Origin of the sequence: Fibrobacter sp. UWR4, from assembly GCF_003149045.1 — a bacterium.
Taxonomy (GTDB): domain Bacteria; phylum Fibrobacterota; class Fibrobacteria; order Fibrobacterales; family Fibrobacteraceae; genus Fibrobacter.
Map to the genome: position 1 here is coordinate 26,668 of NZ_QGDU01000027.1, position 17,615 is coordinate 44,282.

The window sequence follows — 17,615 nt, forward strand, 5'->3', positions numbered from 1 at the left end:
GATTGAGAGTTTGAAAATCCGGCCTTGGGGGCCGGATTTTTTTGCATTTTAGGGTGTTCCTGGTGTTCCTGGCGTTCCTGGCTATTGCAATTTTTGCAAAAGTGTTTGCAAAACATCCAGAATTTTACGCATTCCAGTAGGTAATTTTGAGATTAGGAAATCAGACACGATTGTGTGTCTGAAAAAAAAGGAAGATGGGATGTTTGATAAACTTTTTCGCATGAAGCCGGTACTTGCTGCCGCTTTTATGATGGCTCTGCCGTGCAGCACTTTGGCTGCTCCTACCGTTAGTGTTAGCCTTGGGGATAGCATTCGCCCTGTAACTCATGTGGGCTCCGGTTCCCTTTACGGTTTTACGGAAACGCTCCCCAGTAATGTGGATGCCGATGTGGCTCCCCTGAAACCCAATGTGTTCCTGGCTCCCGCTCGTAGCGGTCAAGGTCGCCAGCAGGGAATTGGTGGCGCTTTCTTGATTTCTCCCCGCCTTAAGAATACTACAGGCAAGGTCCAGATTCGCTTGGCCGATATTCTGCCGGGTTGGCCCTACAAGTACCAGAATTGGGATTCCTGGAAAAAGGAAGTGACTTCCGTGGTGAACGACAGGAAGTCTGCTGCCACCCAGAATTTTGACGGTTATGAAATTTGGAACGAACCTAACGATACTTGGAAAGGTTCTGACAACTTCGAAAGGGACTTGTGGAAGCCTACCTATGATTTGCTCCGTCAGTTGGATCCGGGTGCAAAGATCATTGGACCTTCCTACTCCTACTACAATTCCTCCCGCATGGAGAACTTCCTGAAGTTCTGTATCCAGAACAATTGCCTGCCCGATGTGATCAGCTGGCATCAGTGGGGGTCCGAAGGTCTTGCTGGCGCAATTGAAAATCTTCGCGCACTTGAAAAGAAGTACAATATTTCTCCCCGCGCCATTAGCATTAACGAATACTCCTCCAGCAAGCATGAACTGGAAGGATGCCCCGGTGTTTCCGTTCCCTTCATTGCAAAGTTTGAACGCCATGGTGTTGAAAGTGCAATGATTTCCTGGTGGTTCGTACCGCTGCCGGGGCGCCTAGGTAGCCTCCTGACCGCTCAGAATCAGCGTGGCGGCGGCTGGCATATGTACAAGTGGTATGGCGACATGTCCGGTTACATGGCCAAGGTTACTCCTCCTAACGACAAGAGCGATGGAGTTGATGGCTTTGCTGCAGTAGACTCCAAGAAAAAGGTTGCAAGCATTGTTGTGGGCGGTAACACCCTTGGCAATGTTGACGTAAAAATTGACAAGATTCCGAGTTTCATGGGCAATAAGGTGGATGTTTCCGTAGAATACGTGACCTGGGAAGACAAGGACAAGGCAGTTCCTTCTACCACTCCGGAATCCAGCAAGGAATATACGGTCAATAACGGCTCCATTACCGTTCCTATCAACATCAAGAATGTCTATTACGCCTACCGCATTTACATGACTCCGGTTATCCCTCAGGCACCTTATGGCGACAAGGCAGTTTCTGTTCCTGGTAAGATCGAATTCGAAAATTATGATGTCGGAGGCGAAGGCAAGTCCTATCACGATGAGGATTACGACAACAAGGGCGGTGAATACCGTGACGATGGCGTTGATATCGTGAAGGCTGGTGACGGCAAGGCTCTGGGTTACACCATTGCAGGAGAATGGACCGAATACACCTTCAATGTGGAAGCTGATGGCGAATACGAAGTCTCCGCAAATGTGGCAACCTCCATGGAAACTGCAGGCTTCAAGCTCTATGTGGACGAAAAGGAAGTGCTGCAGCCTATCGATGTGGAAAAGATTGACGATTCCTTTGATGTGTATAAGGAACTCAAGCTTGGCAATCTTGCATTGACCAAGGGTGAACATGTTCTCAAGATGGAAATTACCAAGAGCTACATCAATATGGACTGGATCAAGTTCGCTCTCCCTGTAAAGGAAGACCCGAAGGATACTGTCCCTGAAGTTGAAAACCCCAAGGATTCCGTCCCTGAAAGTCCCAAGGATACAACTCCTGATTTCGTCCTGACGTCTCTTCAGGTGACGGGTCCTACCTCTTACAGCGTCTTTGATCTTCAGGGCAACCTGTTGGGCAAGATTTTTGGCCAGGGAAACCAGGAACTGAACTCCAGGACTGCAAACCTGGTGAATCGCTCCGGCATTTACCTGCTTAGGTCCAAAAATGGCGCAAAAACGCTGAAAATGAGCGTTTCTAAGTAAAAAAACAAAGAACTTATTCAAACACCCCGTGGACATTTTATCAACGAAACGTTGTTTCGAAGGTAAAATGTCCTTTTTTTTTGAACTTAATTTTAGACTATGAAAACGGGGGTGTGGTGTACCCTGTAAAAGGAGTTCTTATGGGATGCTTTAGTGCGTTTAAGAAGGTTGTTGCAACTACCGCTTTGATTGGATCTGCTTTTGTGGGTTCCGCGGTTGCCGCATCCGTTTCCAATCCGTGGATTTATTCCGATGTTCCGGACCTTTGCATTGCCAAGGGTGAGGGCGACAACTATTACATGGTGAGCACCACTATGCACTATGCTCCTGGTGTGCCTATCATGAAGTCTACCGACCTGGCCAACTGGCGTACTGTCAACTACGCTTACCAGACCTTGACCAATAGCGACAACATGAACCTGAATGGCGGCAAGAACGCCTACGGTAAGGGTTCCTGGGCATCTGCCATTCGCTACTTCAAGGGTAAGTGGTATATCCTTACACCGTCTTATACCACCAACAAGACACATCTTTACATTACCGACGATATTGAAAACGGTCCCTTTACCGAAAAGCTTTTGCCGTTCTATCATGACCCCAGCATCTTCTTCGATGACGATGACAAGGCCTATGTGATTTATGGTGGCGGCCAACTTAGCATTGTCAAGCTGAAATCTGACCTTTCCGGCCCTGATGGCGGCTCTACCGTATTGGTGAACGAATCCCTGCGTAATCAGACCTCTGGAACAAGCAGCTACATTGTGGCTCTGGAAGGCGCCCACATGGAAAAGGTCAACGGTGAATATTACCTGTTTGGCATTAGCTGGTTTGGCCCCTGCCGTACAGAACTGGTGTTCCGTTCCAAGAACCTGATGGGCGGCTACTCCGGTAAGATTTTCCTGCAGAACAACGGTGTTGCCCAGGGCAGTATCTTTAAGACCGAAGGTGGCAAGTGGTATGGCTATCTGTTCCGCGATAGCGGTGGCATCGGTCGTATTCCGTACCTCATGGAAGTTGAATGGAAGGATGGCTGGCCTACAGTTGTGGGCGGTAAGGCTCCCGCTACCTTGAATTTGGAAAATGAAGTGGATCCTGGCTATGGTATGGTCACTTCTGATGACTTCGACGGTTCTGAACTTCCTCTGGAATGGCAGTGGAACCACAATCCCGACAATAGCAAGTGGGCTCTTTCCGACGGCAAGCTGAAAATTACTACCGGCCGTGTGGATGGCAAGCTCTACACTGCAAAGAACACCTTGACCCAGCGTACCTATGGTCCCAAGTGCTCTGGCCGTACTCTTGTAAACGGTAAGGACATGAAGGATGGTGACGTTGCTGGCCTCGTTGCGCTGGCTGACTCTCTTGGCTTTGTGGCTCTCGAAAAGAACGGTAATAGCTTTGAAGTGGTCTACTACGAACGCGAATTTAAACTGAAGAGTGTGCCTATCAACGGTAACGAGGCTTATTTCCGCATTGACTTTGACTTTACCAGGGATCGTGCAAACTTCTACTACAGCCTTGATGAAAAGAGCTGGACGAAGATCGGTAACGAACTGAAGCTGCCCTACACCTTGGGCATGTTCGTAGGCTATCGCTTCGGCCTGTTCAACTTTGCCAAGAAGACCGCTGGCGGTACCGCTGCATTCGACTGGTTCAAGGTGGGTAACGATTATAACGACGAAATTTACCTGGATGGTGCTGTAGAACCTGTTCCTCAGACTGCTCATAACGCAACTCAGACTGCTTGGGCAATTCCTGGCCAGATCGAAGCCGAAGATTTTGATGATCCGGGTAAGGGCAAGGGCGGCCCGTCTTACTCCGAAGGCGATGCAGAAAACCATGGCGATAGCGACTATCGTGAAGGTACTGGTGTTGACCTGTATGCAAAGGCAACCGGCGTAATCGTTGGTTACATCCAGAAGGATGAATGGCTGGAATACACTATTAACGTGTCTAAGGCCGGTGATTACACCCTGTTTGCAGCAGTTGCATCCGATGGCGGCTCCAGCTTCAAGCTTTCCCTGGATGGAGAAGATATTACCGAAGATATTGCGGTTCCTGCTGCAAAGAAGACTGATAGTGAAGAACAGAACTTCGATGATTACAGCAAGGTAAAGGCAAATGTGGTTCTGCCTGCTGGCGAACATATCCTGCGTTTCACTGCAACTGCAGACTGGTTCGATATCGACTACTTCAACTTTGCCGAAGGTAAGGATGCGAAGGATCCGGCTCCTATCGTGGATCCCAAGGATCCCGAACAGGGTCTGGATCCGGTTTGTCCCGAAGATGATGAAGATTGCAAGACTGGTATTGCCAAGATCCAGATGAATTTTGGTGGTGTGCAGAACTATCGTGTCTTTGACCTGAAGGGCAATATGCTGGGCATGATTCGTTCCAATGGCATGGACATCGTGAAGGCTACCCGTCAGTTTGTCAAGAGCAATGGCATTTACATTGTTAAGCCTACTCGTGGCGGCATGCTGCACAAAATTACCGTGAAGTAGAAATGCAAGGGGGTGCTGCCCCCTTGGATCCCCCGTCGCGAAACTGCGGCTTCGCTGATACTAGCCTTGTCCTGCTCGTTGAGTGGCAGCGGAGCTGCCTACTCAATTTTATAAGGAAAATACCGTCAAGTATCTTCAGGAGTGGGGCGCTGCCCCCTCCCTGAAATTGCGAAAAAAACAGAATTTAGCCCTATGGATAAAATGTCCATAGGGTTTTTGTTATGCCTATGTACTTTACGTCACGATGGGTATAGATTTAGACTAACCCGAATTGGAGTGGTGTCCAATTCATAAAGGAGTGATGGGATGTTTTGTAGAAAATTCTTGACAGCCACAGCTGTGGCTATAGTCTCTTTTGTTGGTGCAACAAACTCTTTCGCAGGAAATGCAAAAGCCGAAACTTTGAATGGTCGATCCATTTATGTTTATGCTCCTGCAAATATCGAAAAAAATAAGCCGCTGTTGATTTCTTGCCATGGCATGAATCAGGATGCCGCCTACCAGAGCAATCAGGCCCGCTGGGAAGATATTGCGGATACGGCCCGCTTTACGGTGGTGTATCCCAACGGTATCAACAAGGGCTGGGACCTTGGTAGCGATAAGGATATCAACTTGATGAAGGACATCATTAACGAAATGTCCAAGCGCTATCAGATTGATCTTTCCCGCGTTTATTTGTCCGGCTTCAGCATGGGTGGCATGTTTACCTATTATGCCATGGGCAAGATGGCCGACAAGATTGCGGCTTTCGCCCCTGTTTCCGGCTACATGATGGGTGGTCCGGGCAAGGCCCAGCGTCCTGTACCTATTATTCATCATCATGGTACCAGCGATGATGTGGTTACTTACAGTAACGTGATGACTCACATCAATGCTTATAAGAACCAGTTTAACTGCCCTGCAAATCCGTCTGAAACAAAAACTTTCCCGGCAAATTCCAAGTCCGAAATGTGGGGCCCCTGTGACGGTGGCGTTAGCGTCAAGCTTGTCACTTTAGGGGGCAAGGGTCACTGGCATTCCAATGATGACGCCGTGGTTCATACTAGCAAGTCTATCTGGAATTTCATCAAGAATTACACTCTGGACGGTCCTGCTGATGCCGTGGAACCGGAACCGCAGAAGCCTTTCAATGGCAGAGCCATTGCTATTCCTGGTAAGGTTGAGGCCGAAGATTTTGATATTCCCGGTGTAGGCCGAAATGCTGATGGCTCTACAAACCAGTCTTATAGTGTGGGAACTTCTGAAAACAAGGGCGATTCCGATTACCGTAAGGATACTCCCGTCAGCATCTACAAGAAGGCAACCGGCAACATTATTGGCTACAATGCGGAAGGCAACTGGTACGAATACACTGTTGATGTGGAGGCCGATGGCGAGTATACGGTCTATGCAGCCGTTGCATCTGCTAACAATACTTCCAGTTTCCAGCTTTCCATGGATGGTAAGGAAATCTCTGAAAAGATTTCTGTTCCTGCAGCTAAGGCCGGCGAAGATAACTACGACGATTACAATAAGGTGAAATTTGACGTAAAACTGTCCAAGGGACAGCATATCCTTCGCCTCACAGTAACAGGCGCATGGTTTGATATTGACTACATGACCTTTGTTGCAAAGGGCGAAGCTGATCCGGAACCGATTAAAACGACTACTGAGGATCCGGAAAAGTGTGGCGCTGCTGCTGAAAAGTGCGACGATACTCCCGATGCAATTGGTTCTCGTATCGTGCTGCAGGGTTCTGACTCTAGGTCCTATGGGGTCTATAGTCTTACGGGTGCATTCCTAGGAAAGGTTTTGCCGAAAAAGCCGGGTGTGTACATGGTTCGTACCGGTAACGCCTTAAAAATAATTCGAGTCAACAAATAAGCTGTTGATAAAACGTCCATGAAAGGTGTGGCTTGACCACGCCTTTTTTGTGTTTTAACAGGTAGTTTTGTATTGAAAAAATCAGGAGTATAAAGATGTCTAAAAATTCAAGTTTTGCTCGTCGCGCTTTAGCAACCGTAGCCTTTACCGCTATGGGCTTTGCTGCCTCTGCAAACGCCCACCCCGATAGCCTGGTGCTTACGCCCCCTCTGGGCTGGAACAGCTGGAACGTGTTCCACGAAAATATTAACGAAACCCAGATTAAGGAAGTGGCCGACGCCATGGTTTCTTCTGGCCTTCGCGACGCTGGCTACATCTATCTGAACTTGGATGACAACTGGATGGATACCAAACGCGACGCCAATGGTGACCTCCAGAACCATCCCAAGACTTTCCCCAGTGGCATGAAGGCTCTGGCCGATTACATTCATAAGAAGGGCCTGAAGTTCGGCGTGTATGGCGACCGCGGTAAACGTACTTGCCATCATTACAACAGCAACTGGGACAGTGAAAACGGCTCCTACATGCACGAAGAGCAGGACGCCAAGAAGTTTGCTGAGTGGGGCGTTGACTACCTGAAGTACGATAACTGCGACCCGGCTCCCGGTTCCAATCAGGAAGCGGATTACACCCGCATGAGTAAGGCTCTCCGCAATTCCGGCCGCGACATCGTGTTCAGCATTTGCGCCTGGGAATATAAGGACTGGATGCCGAAAATCGCCCATCTGTGGCGTACCACTTTCGATATTGGCCCCGAATGGAGATCTACCTCCTGGTACCGCGGCGTTTACGAAATTATCGATGCCAATGACAAGTACTGGAAGATTGCAAAGCCGGGTAACTGGAATGACCCGGACATGCTGGAAGTGGATAACAGAAACCTGACTTACGAAGAACAGAAGTCCCAGATGACCATGTGGTCCATTATGGCGGCTCCCATCATGATCAGTTCCGATGTCCGCAAGATGAGCGACCAGGTGAAGGATCTTTACCTGAACAAGGATATGATTGCCATTAATCAGGACTCCCTGGGCGTTCAGGGCCATCGAATTTCCAATGTGAACGGCAAGCAGGTCTGGACCAAGCCCTTGCGCAATGGTGACCTCGCTGTAGCCCTCCTGAATGACAATACCTCTACCCAGACTATCGAAGTCAACTTTAAGGATATTGGCGTAGAAGGCGAGGTGGAAGTCCGTGATGCCTGGCAGAAGAAGGATCTTGGTCCCAGATCTAGTGTTTCGGCAGAAGTTCCTGCTCATGGCTCTGTGTTGCTCCGCCTTGTTGTAAAGCCTGTTCCCCGTGAACCCTTTGGCGGTAAGGCTGCTACAATTCCTGGCAAGATCGAGATGGAAAACTTCGACATTCCGGGTACTGGCGCAGGTAACGCCTCCTTCAACGAAATGGATTCCGAAAACCACGGCGATAGCGATCTTCGCCCGGGTACCGGTGTGGACCTCTACAAGAAGGCAACTGGCGTGATTGTGGGCTACAACCAGGCCGGCGAATGGCTGGAATACACCGTGAACGTCGCTGAAACGGGCGAATACACCTTGTTTGCCGCTGTCGCATCTGCTGGTGGTTCCGCTTTCTCTCTCTCCATGGATGGCAAGGCTATTACCGAAGTTCTTGATGTTCCTGCCGCAGCTTCCGGCGAAGATAGCTATGACGACTACAATAAGGTGGAAGCCAAGGTGAACCTCACCAAGGGTGAACATATCCTCCGCTTTACTGTAGAAAAGGACTGGATGGACATTGACTACATCAACTTCACGACCGATGGTATTGATACGGATCCGATCTGTAAGGATGTCAACGGCAGTATCATTGAATGTGAGGAAAATCCTGAAGATCCTGAGGATCCGAAGGCAATTGCCAAGGTTACTGGACTCGTCAAGGCTAGCGAAAGCTATAACGTATTTGGCGCTATCGGTAAGTTCATGGGGCGCGTAGATGTCGTGGGTAACAACATGACTGAAGCTCTCAAGAATGCTGGCTTTGCCAAGGGCGTCTATATGGTCCGTGGCGTGAACGGCGGAAAAGTTTCCCGAGTTCTGGTAAAGTAAGTTCTTTAAAGAGTGAATGCAGGGCTGTCCTGCAGAAAACCTTTAACATTTTGTAGTGTCTTATATGAGACTCGCAATGAACGTTGCGGGTCTTATTTTTTTGGAACTTATATTCTCAATGGAGGGAAGGTTCCCGTTTTTTTTCGGTATTTTTCGGAATGATTGTTGGAAAATGCTCATTTCTTACGAAAAAAGTAATTTATTCTCATGTTTGAAAGTTGGCACGGCCTTTGCACTAGACATTGCGTTAATGAACTGGAGGTGACTGCCTCCGGCGAAATCACGACGGAACGGGATTCCAGCGCCTGGTCGTTTACGCCTGCCTTGGAATATTCCTTGATGAGTTCGTCCTTCATGTTGGATGCCAGCGTGGATTTCAATTTTTCCTCGGATACGGATTTGATGTTGGGGTACATGCTCTGGGGTCAGAAGCGTCTGTGGAAAACCCCTGACTACAATATGAATTTGACGGGGATGCTCTGGTGACCCGCATAGGCCCTAATGTAAAAGGGACGCTTTCCTACAGGTTTTCCGAGAACCTTTCTCTGGACTGGTCTGAAAATTTCCGGTGATGTCCAGCTAAGCTGGAAATGGAACAAACTTGCCTTCTATACCGTGCTAAGAAGTATTTATAGGCATTATTTTGGTATACCTGCGGGGTACTCCGGCGTTTTCACCGAAAACAGTAATTACCATTCCGCAAAAGTTGGCGTAAAGATTGGTTTTTAGCTGTTATTGTAGATTTTTTATAGAGTCACATCGTTGATAAAACGTCCATGAAAGATTTCTCGGGAGGGTATATTAGCCCTCTTTTTTGAGGTATTTTTCTTCTTGTACGGTTGTTGTGGTTGGCAACCTGATGCGCTTTGTGGTGGTAGCGTGTCAACAGAGAGGAAAATATGGGAATGTTAAAGAGTTTTAAAGGCTCGGTTTCTGCCGTGGCCGTTGCAGCCTTTATCGCAGGCTTTGCTACACAATCTTTCGCTGTTACAAATCAGTTCCGTGGTACAAACTGGGCTGACAAACGCGATAACTTCGTTTCCGATGTGTTGAAACTTTCCGGTATGACTGGAACTGAAGACTATCAGGCGGCCTATGCGCTGTCCGATCGCGTCATGAGCCAGTTTGTAGAAAAACTGGGCATCAACAGTTTGCGTATTCCTATTAACGAACCTACGGCTTTAAAGGCCTGGAGTTCCTACAAGGGCATTATCGATGGCATCTTGGCTCATGGCCGTATGCTTATCGGTTACTGGGGCCCTGCACAGCCCGCTGGCCCCAAGAATATGGACGACTGGTGGAAAATGTGGGATACCGTTGTCAAGGAATACGGCAGCAATCCCGATGCCTACTTTGAAATCTTTAACGAACCCCACATGTACAGCAAGACTGAACTTCGCGACTTGTACGCAAAGTGGCTGGCTCGTTATCCGGATCTTCCCCGCGATCATGTTTTGCTGGATGGTTCCGGCTTGGCATGGAATGTGCCTGATATTGCCGACGACTCCCGCTTTGACGGCTGCCTTTTTGCAGTGCACGAATACACCTTCTGGAACATGAGTATTACCACCGAACAGGGCTGGATGAACAGTTTCAAGGGCAAGGTGGGCAAGTATGCCGACCGCACCGTGGCAACCGAATGGGGTGGCGCCATGGGACCTGGTGACAAGAACGGTGTCCATTACGAAATCATGGATTACAACGATCCCAATCCCACCAACTACTTCATGGCTTACATTCGCGGCATGTCCGAACAGCTGCGTCAATGGAAGATGGGTAGCTTCTACTGGGTGGGCCTCCGCGATGGAGACTGGTACAGCATGGTGACCCGTTCTGGGGAAGGTGCCAACACCACCTTGAATATTGTGAATCAGTCCGGCGTAGATCGCATGCAGTATTCCTGGACCGATACGGTTGAAGTGAAGCCTGTTCCTCAGGAACCCTTCGGCGGTTATGATGCGTCTGGTGCTGCTGTCGCAGGCAAGGCCTGGGCAATTCCGGGTAAAATCGAGGCAGAAGATTTTGACATTCCGGGCGTTGGCAACGGTAACGATTCCTATAAGGATAGCGACAAGGAGAATCACGGCGATTCCGACTACCGCAAGGATACCGGCGTTGACCTGTACAAGAAACCCAATGACCGCGTTATCGTGGGCTACAATGCAGAAGGTGAATGGCTGGAATACACGGTGAATGTTGCTGAAAACGGTGATTACACCATGTTTGCCGCGGTGGCATCTGCAAACAATACCTCCAGCTTCAAGCTCTCCATGGATGGCAAGGACATTACCGATACCATCAAGGTTCCCCAGGCTACTGCTGGCGAAGACAATTACGACGACTACAACAAGGTATCCGCCAACGTAACGCTAGAAGCCGGTGAACATGTACTGCGCTTCACGGTGACCGGCAGCTGGATGGACATCGACTACATCAACTTCGTGAAGGGTAAGGACGGCAAGGACGATGCTCCCATCGAAGGAAAGGAAGAAGTTGATCCGGTTCCCGTTGGTCCTTGCGACGACTGCGATGCAATTGGCCAGACTCTGGAATTGAACCGCGACATCGTCCAGAATTATCGCGTATTCTCTATGAGCGGAAAGCTTCTGGGAATGGTTCGCGGCAACGCTTTTGAATTGGCTGCCCGTACTCGCCAGCTGGTAAAGACCGACGGCATATTCATTGCAAAACCTGCAAAGGGTGCCGCAACGATTGTGAACTTGAAATAAAAGAATCTCATACACACATCCCAAAAGGGCCAGCGAGAAATCGCTGGTCTTTTTTCAAAAACTCAAAAAAAATACGCAGAGTGTATAAGCTTCGTCACATTCCGATTTGTAAAACGAAGTAGGATAAACGAATTTTTACAAATTAAGGTATATTTACCAGAGTGAGAAAACTTTGCTCAAAACAGGTGTATGGATATATGACTGGCGTTGCTAGTTGTATATATTTTTCTGTATTGCTATGTTTGACTAGTGCTAATGTGTGCAGGGGGGGCTAGCAAGTTTGTTCGCAATCGGCTCCCTGGATGGGCAAAATCTTTAAGAAATTCTGAAAACTTTAACCGCGTCGCAAATTCGGCGATGCTTTCTGTGGACTGCGTCATATTCTGGCGTGGCCTTTTTTGCGTTTTGAAACAAGTGAAATACGTATGATGAAGAAAAGATTTTTTATAACTCTAGGTTTAATGTTAGGGACAGCTTCCGCTCAGTCCGCGAACGAAATTGTGGCTGAATCTGCAGGCGAGGCTGCACCCCAGTCCGCGTCCATCTTCGTGCAGGATCCGGCGATTTTCCACCAGCGTCAAGCGGACTTGGAAAAGTTGAAGGCCTCCGTGGAGGGCAAGAACGAGGGGCTTGATTCCCTGCTGGAGCGGACCAACCGCATTACCGCCATGAACGACCGCTGTTCCTCCATCAGTATCAACGATGTGATGGATGACGAGTGCTGGACTTTCTATCGCGTTGAGTTGCCCGCCTTTGAGGAACAGTACATGAAGGTCTCCGGCGAGGTGCGGCTGGGCCACATGGAGACTGCCCGCGGTCTCGAGGATCGCAAGCTGCAGATCAACGCCTGCGTGGATGCGCTTTACAGCTTCGCCCAGAGCAAGGACCAGTTCCTGAATCTGGAGGGCGGCGTGTTTCTGGAACCTCTCAGCGAAGGCTTCCAGGCCAACTACGATTTTACCCTGCAGTACGAACCCAACCATCGCAGGCATTCTTTTGAAATTGCCCAGAAATGGGGTGAGACCTGCCGCGAAATGGTGGTGCGTCAGGACGGCGAGGGCTTTGCTCCTTACTTCCTGGAACGCCTTGAAAGTTTAAATGCGGACCTTGCCGGCAATGGATCCCTGGCCGTCTATAAAACCGACACTGCGGATGTCAACGCGCCCACGGTCTTCATGGATATCGCGAAGCCGGTGCGCAGCGCCTACTACCTGAATGGCGTCAAGCTGTTCCATGCCCGCGTCAGTGCTGGCCCCGCTGCAGAAAGCCCGGTGCAGATTCGTTTCGAGAAGGAGGCCGTGAAGGTCGCCGGCGAGCCTGTGGTCATCAAGCGCGGCGAACCCCAGAAGTTCAAGGGTTCCGTGCAGTTTGCCGAAAAGTCCGCCCGTCTGAACGGCCGCTGGATCTGGGAAAACCAGGGCAACAACGCCGGCGTGGATTTTGGCCCCGAGGAGGACGAGGCTGCGCTGGATAGCATCTATGCCGCGGAACAGGCCGCCAAGGCTGCGGAGGCTGCATCCGCTGTCGAGAACCGTCGTGGTGTTCATTTCTCTCCCTGGGTGGGTGTGTCCGCTGCGTTTGCTCCCTTCAGCGACAAGAACTACAAGGCTTTTGCTCTTGAAGAAGACCAGCTGATGATTCTGCCGGACCTGATTGCGGCGGCCCGCCTGCGAGTGGGCTTTGGCGATCAGGCTGAATTCCATGTGGCCTTCGGTGCGGGTGTCTATGTGGGCGCAGGTCTTGGCGACGGTCTGCAGCGCGTCTATTTTGCGCCTGTGGCCCAGCTGGAATTGGGCTACCTGGACTTCGGCCTTCGTGAGACCGCGGTTATCGCCATCCCGGAAAAGGATTCCGAGGAATGGATGCAGTTCAAGACCGGCGTGTTCTACAGCTTCGGCATGTTCGGCGTGGAAGCCGGCTTTGATGTGATTACAAACCTCGGCAACGGCGGCTATGTCACGCTGTTCTGGAACCTGTAAGGGGGAGGATTGAAAATGAACAATGAAAAATTAACAATGAATAATTTTTTGAAAGTAATCTCCCGTGTCATTCTGAGCTCTTTCCCTCGTGTCATTCTGAGCGAAGCGAAGAATCTAGGAGTTCATTCCATGGCCGCTTTCTCTCACGTCATTCCCGGCTTGACCGGGAATCTAGCGGTCCTCTCCGTGGCCACTCTCCTGCTCGCCTCCTGTTCCGTCTATGACAACTACGACATCGACCTGATGCAGGACGCCACCGCAAGCATAGATTCCAGCAGTTCCTCCTCCGAATCCGTCGAGGGGACCGGCAATTCTTCCTCCTCCGTCATTCCGAGCGGTAGCGAGGAATCCAGTAGCAGCAAAAAAGATACCACCTATGTGGTAATCGTCAATCCGTCCAGCTCCTCGCAGAAGGTCGAATCCGCAGGCAGCTCCGCGGTTGATAATCCCGGCAGTTCCTCCTCCAAGGTCCCCGAGCCCGCCGAAGAATCCAGTTCCAGCGAAGCGGGGTTCCCCTGTGGCGATTCCACGATGACCCGCGGCGGTGTGGAATACGAAACCGTCAGAATCGGTAAGCTCTGTTGGACTGCGGAAAACCTGCGCTACAAGGATGCCATTCCCGAAAAGAACTACACCTGTTCCCTGGACGATGATCCTGATTGCGCCACCTACGGCCTGATGTACAACTTTGCTGGTGCTAAGGAAGTCTGCCCCGATGGCTGGCGCTTGCCCACAAAGACCGACCTGGACAATCTTCACGACTACCTGAAAAAGGCAACCTCCGAACTGGCCGGCAACTGGCTCAAGTCTGAGAATGGCTGGAGCGGCGAGCCGGGAAACGGTTCCAACAAGGCGAAGTTCAACGGCCTTCCCGCGGGTTATTGCGATGAGGACGCCGAATGCGAAATGATGGGAAAACTCGGCTTCTGGTGGACCTCCGAAGAATCCAGCATTGATTTCAGATATGTCCTGAAACTGTCCGGCAATTCCGACGAATGGTTCAACAACGAAGAACTTGACGAAATATACTACGCCTCTGTCCGCTGCGTAAGGGAGTAAAATATGAATAACAAAATGACTAAAGTTTTTGGAACCTTCGGTGTAGCATTTTCCCTCGCAGGACTCATTGCCTGCGGCGACGAAGTTACCCAGATCAACCAGACCGGCCTCGACATGGTCTCCTCCGTCGAAGACTTGCCCAAGTGCACCTCCGATAACGAAGGTGAACAAATCATCGTTAAGGATGATGGGACGATCCGTTATTGTTCCGATGGCAAGTGGTATGCGACAATGGGCAGCGCGGGTTCGGGGGCCGCAGATACAATTTTTGTATCGAAGAACGATACCGTTTTCGTGGGTGGGGACTTTGCCTGCACAACGGAAAAACTGAAGGACGATAGCGGCATTAAGATTATCTGCAACGGCGATTCTATCGGCGTTGTGCTGAATGGTGCTGACGGTAAGGATGGCGTTGACGGTGCTAAGGGCGATGCTGGCGAAACAGGCAAACCTGGTGAAAATGGTCAAGATGGTGCCGGTTGTACTGTAGCCAACGAAAATGGTGCGCTGACTATTACCTGTGGCGACAAGTCTGTTGTGATGAAACTAGGGGAGGACGGTTCGCTGATTGGTGGTGAGGAAATTGTCCTCGACTCCGAACAGGTGGCCGTCTCTCTGGACTCTGTGAAGGGTGCCTCCCAGAAGGGGCCGTTCCTCAGCGGTTCCAAGGTGCTGGTGAAGGAGCTTCGCGATGGTCGCAGCCTGACCCAGACCGGTAACAACTTCGATGGTAAAATCTTGAATGACAAGGGCGAGTTCCGCATTACCGCCCGCATGCTGGTCTCCCAGTATGTGATGCTGGAAGCCAACGGTTACTATCGTAACGAAGTCACCGGCGAAAATTCCAGTTCACCGCTGACTCTCTTTGGCATTACCGATGTCACCGGCCGCGACATCGTGAACATCAATTTGCTGACGCACTTGGAATATGAGCGTGTCTATTATCTGGTGACCAAGGAAGGTTACACTGTCAAGAAAGCCAAGAAAAAGGCCCAGCAGGAAATCTTCGACATCCTCCATATCGATAACTCCAACTTCAGCAATTCAGAAGACCTTTCAATCGCAGGCTCCAGCGACGAAGACGGCGCACTGCTTGCATTCTCCATCCTGTTCCAGGGCGACCGCAGCGTTTCCCAGTTGACGGAACTTTTGACCCGCGTCTCCACCGCCATGGAAAAGGAAGGTAAGTGGGAAGACGCAACTGCTAAGGCAGAAATTGCCGACTGGGCCATGGCCGCTGACACCAGCGACCGTCTGGCCGACATCCGCGGCAAGGTGGATGCCTGGAAGCTGGGCTCCATGGTTCCGAAGTTTGAACCGTACATCAGAAACTTCTGGGTGGAAGAATTGAAACTTGGAATATGTGATGCTGGCAAGGCAGGGTCAATTTCCTTTGTCGCTAACGCCAACAGCAAGTATTACGCAAAGACATACACGGACACGACCAAGACAAAGGTCCGCTTTGTCTGTGCGGAAAATGCAAACGGAGAAAATGAATGGCGCATCGCCACTGACTTCGAAAAGGATACCTACAATTGGAAGGCTGGGACTGATGGCAAGACGATGAATGGTCAAGTGACCGGAAAGGTGTATATCTACGATGGTCTTGGCAAGTACACGGCTGACCACAAGGCCGGATGGCGTACCGCCTCCAAGCCGGAATCCGTCTATGGCGGCTGCACCGAAATTTCATACGAAAAAATCGTGAAGTACACTGGTGCGGATAGCTCCGGCTATTACCAGTGCCAGGAGAAAACCCGCAGGTGGGAACAGATCAGCAGTGCCGTGGTGGATATCGCAAACCTTACCGAAGGTGACGACGGATTTGCCCAGTGGGGTTCCGTAAATACGAATGTCTGCTATGTCTATGATACCGCACCCGCCTATAATGGCTGGCGTACCGGTCAAAGTACGGATTGCACTTTGGGCTTGAACGGTTGCACCAAGGCGGTGGAAGCCAAGGGCGAGATGAAGTACGCCAAGAATGGCAACTACTATATGTGCAAAAACAATAAATGGAATCTAATAAGCGACGATGTTCAGAAAAATACTTACAAGCTGACTTGCAACGCGGATAACGATGGCTCCGTAATTCCGGGAACTGCTGATACTTGGTATTATGTGTGCGATGCAAACCAGTGGCGCAAGGCCACACAGGCCGAATACGAGGCTTGTTATCTGGATGGCGTGTGCAATGCCTGTACCCAATCTACCGAAGGAACTTTCGCCACATTCGACAAAGTGGTATATGGCTGCGCTTCCAATGCCTGGGTCAAGACAAAGATCAGTGCGGAAAACGCCAAGACCAAGTGCGACAGGGAGAACCCCGGCAATGTAATGTTCGATGTGGATACCATCGCCGTTAATGGTGTGGTTGCCAATACGATTGACTGGCTCTGTACCGAAAAGGGCTGGCACCGTGCCAGCTGGGAAGAATATACCCTTGAAAACTGGAAGGCCCACCTGGAAAAGACTCTGCCTAAACTGGATTCCTTCCAGGATGCTCGCGATGGCCGCTGGTACAAGAAGGTGACCATCGGAACCCAGGTCTGGATGGCCGAAAATCTGCAGTACGCGGACTCTGTTGCAACCTTGAACCTAAAGGGAAATTCTTGGTGTTACAACCATAAACCGGAAAATTGCGAAACTATGGGTCGCTACTATACCTGGACTGCTGCCATGAATATTAACAAGAGCTATCAATCTACCAGTGTTCCTGCAGGCATGATCCAGAATCCCCACCGAGGAATCTGCCCCGAGGGCTGGCACATTCCGACCAGTAGTGAGTGGAGTACAATGAATTCAAAATCTGGTGGCTACGCAGCCCAGCAGGCAATCGGCAATCCGGGTTGGCCTAACGCTACCAATGCAAGTGGCTTTACTGCGCTCCCTGCTGGCGACTACAGTGGCGGCTTCTGCAATGTTGGCTCCTACGCTTACTTCTGGAGTGCTACTGAGTACAGTGCTAGTAGCGCCTACTACTGGGACATGTATGCGAGCGATGCGGACCTCAACATCAACTTCGACTTCAAGAACTTCGGGTTCTCTGTGCGTTGCCTCCAGGACCTGAATTGAATTGGGGTCGGGGCCCCAATCCAATTCCGCGGGGCTGCGGAGCGCCCCCGCGCACAATCCGCCGCGAAAGCGGCGGTCCGAAAATTTTTGAAAAAAAATGAGCTAGACGAATA

8 protein-coding genes and 1 pseudogene are annotated in these 17,615 nt (G+C 50.4%); all 9 read left to right on the plus strand.

Going from position 1 to position 17,615, the window contains the following annotated elements:
- Positions 1–220: 220 nt before the first annotated feature.
- Positions 221–2,230: a carbohydrate-binding protein gene (locus BGX12_RS11300; protein WP_233246375.1), complete on the plus strand. Its 2,010-nt coding sequence runs from the start codon at positions 221–223 to the stop codon at positions 2,228–2,230.
- Between the two features lie 140 nt (positions 2,231–2,370).
- A complete protein-coding gene (locus tag BGX12_RS11305) occupies positions 2,371–4,734 on the plus strand; it encodes a family 43 glycosylhydrolase (protein WP_109736166.1) in 2,364 nt (787 codons plus the stop codon).
- A gap of 480 nt (positions 4,735–5,214) precedes the next feature.
- A pseudogene (locus tag BGX12_RS11310) lies at positions 5,215–6,330 on the plus strand (carbohydrate-binding protein); the annotation flags it as partial.
- A 362-nt stretch (positions 6,331–6,692) separates the two neighbouring features.
- The gene (locus BGX12_RS11315) at positions 6,693–8,660 is read left to right on the plus strand and encodes a carbohydrate-binding protein (protein WP_109736168.1); all 1,968 of its coding nucleotides are present in this window, start codon (positions 6,693–6,695) and stop codon (positions 8,658–8,660) included.
- Between the two features lie 207 nt (positions 8,661–8,867).
- Positions 8,868–9,146: a hypothetical protein gene (locus tag BGX12_RS11325; RefSeq protein ID WP_146196322.1), complete on the plus strand. Its 279-nt coding sequence runs from the start codon at positions 8,868–8,870 to the stop codon at positions 9,144–9,146.
- A gap of 413 nt (positions 9,147–9,559) precedes the next feature.
- Positions 9,560–11,389: a carbohydrate-binding protein gene (locus BGX12_RS11330; protein ID WP_109736171.1), complete on the plus strand. Its 1,830-nt coding sequence runs from the start codon at positions 9,560–9,562 to the stop codon at positions 11,387–11,389.
- Positions 11,390–11,850: 461 nt separating this feature from the next.
- On the plus strand, positions 11,851–13,368 hold the full coding sequence (locus tag BGX12_RS11335) for a hypothetical protein (RefSeq protein WP_109736172.1): 1,518 nt from the start codon (positions 11,851–11,853) through the stop codon (positions 13,366–13,368).
- A gap of 36 nt (positions 13,369–13,404) precedes the next feature.
- Positions 13,405–14,427: an FISUMP domain-containing protein gene (locus tag BGX12_RS11340; RefSeq protein ID WP_158278230.1), complete on the plus strand. Its 1,023-nt coding sequence runs from the start codon at positions 13,405–13,407 to the stop codon at positions 14,425–14,427.
- A 3-nt stretch (positions 14,428–14,430) separates the two neighbouring features.
- Positions 14,431–17,502, plus strand: coding sequence for a fibrobacter succinogenes major paralogous domain-containing protein (locus BGX12_RS11345; RefSeq protein WP_109736174.1), 3,072 nt, complete (start codon positions 14,431–14,433; stop codon positions 17,500–17,502).
- Positions 17,503–17,615 lie beyond the last annotated feature (113 nt).

Coding starts and splice junctions, on each gene's coding strand:
- BGX12_RS11340 (WP_158278230.1), top strand. CDS start 13,405: ATGAATAATTTTTTGAAAGTAATCTCCCGTGTCATTCTGAGCTCTTTC.
- BGX12_RS11335 (WP_109736172.1), top strand. CDS start 11,851: ATGTTAGGGACAGCTTCCGCTCAGTCCGCGAACGAAATTGTGGCTGAA.
- BGX12_RS11345 (WP_109736174.1), top strand. CDS start 14,431: ATGAATAACAAAATGACTAAAGTTTTTGGAACCTTCGGTGTAGCATTT.
- BGX12_RS11300 (WP_233246375.1), top strand. CDS start 221: ATGAAGCCGGTACTTGCTGCCGCTTTTATGATGGCTCTGCCGTGCAGC.
- BGX12_RS11305 (WP_109736166.1), top strand. CDS start 2,371: ATGGGATGCTTTAGTGCGTTTAAGAAGGTTGTTGCAACTACCGCTTTG.
- BGX12_RS11325 (WP_146196322.1), top strand. CDS start 8,868: ATGTTTGAAAGTTGGCACGGCCTTTGCACTAGACATTGCGTTAATGAA.
- BGX12_RS11330 (WP_109736171.1), top strand. CDS start 9,560: ATGGGAATGTTAAAGAGTTTTAAAGGCTCGGTTTCTGCCGTGGCCGTT.
- BGX12_RS11315 (WP_109736168.1), top strand. CDS start 6,693: ATGTCTAAAAATTCAAGTTTTGCTCGTCGCGCTTTAGCAACCGTAGCC.